Source organism: Daejeonella sp. H1SJ63 (assembly GCF_029360775.1).
GTDB lineage: Bacteria > Bacteroidota > Bacteroidia > Sphingobacteriales > Sphingobacteriaceae > Daejeonella.
The window spans coordinates 1-836 of sequence record NZ_JARKMZ010000056.1 but is presented as its reverse complement, the minus strand read 5'-3'; the positions used below and the strand labels follow the sequence as shown (position 1 = coordinate 836).

Genomic DNA, 836 nt, shown 5'->3' with positions numbered 1-836 from the left:
GGATTCATATCTCCTTTTTTAAAAAACACAGTAAGAATTCGGTCTTTCATGAATCCATAGGATAAAGTGGTGTTTACTTTGTAGCTGTACTTTGTATTATTGCCTTTCTCCTGTAGTTCTTCGGCTAGTTCAGCCACGATCAGAGACTGTAGGTTACTTACGAAAATTGTAGCATAAAAATCCTGCAATATACTTTGATTGGAATATCCTGAAAAATGCTCAATCCCAAGTTTGTTTTTTAATTCATCAAAATAGGTTTCTATTTTCCACCTCCTGAAATACAGTTCTTTGAATATGCTGTGCGTGTACTTTTTGCTATCTGTTAATGAGGTGATCAGAAGCTCGATTTCCCCTCCGGGTAATTCTATTCGAATAAGTCTGACTTTTAACGGTGTATTTTTAGTATAGGTTTTATCTGTAAGATCCATACGCTTTCCCGGAAAGCATTCCACCACTTGCGATGTCTTACCACTCTTGAGAAACTCGCTTGCTACGGAGTTGAAATTAGACTTGGCTCTAATCACAAAAGCAACGTTCTTTTTATAGTGTTCATGAAAAAGATCATAGGATGGATAGCCTCGGTCATAGATCACTAGATCCCCTTTTTTACAATGCGACAACTGCTGCAAAGCAAGTTCACGTTCTCCTATGTCTATGTGCGACAAAATACTATTGAGAGCCATACGGTTCGATAAATCGTAAAGCACCGAAGCCCGCGCTTGGACGGTGTAAGCTTGGTTTTGGTTCGTGGTCTTTCCGTACAAATCTTCCAATTCCTTGGTAGTGGGTAAGGTGATGCACGTACCATCTACAGCGAGCACCCTAAAACCATTCAA

1 protein-coding gene is annotated in these 836 nt (G+C 39.5%); it reads right to left on the bottom strand.

Features of this window, described 5'->3' with window-relative positions; genetic code table 11:
- On the bottom strand, nt 1–821 hold an 821-nt coding region (locus P2W72_RS15705; RefSeq protein WP_276364581.1), incomplete at its 3' end, for an IS4 family transposase.
- Between the last annotated feature and the right edge of the window lie 15 nt (nt 822–836).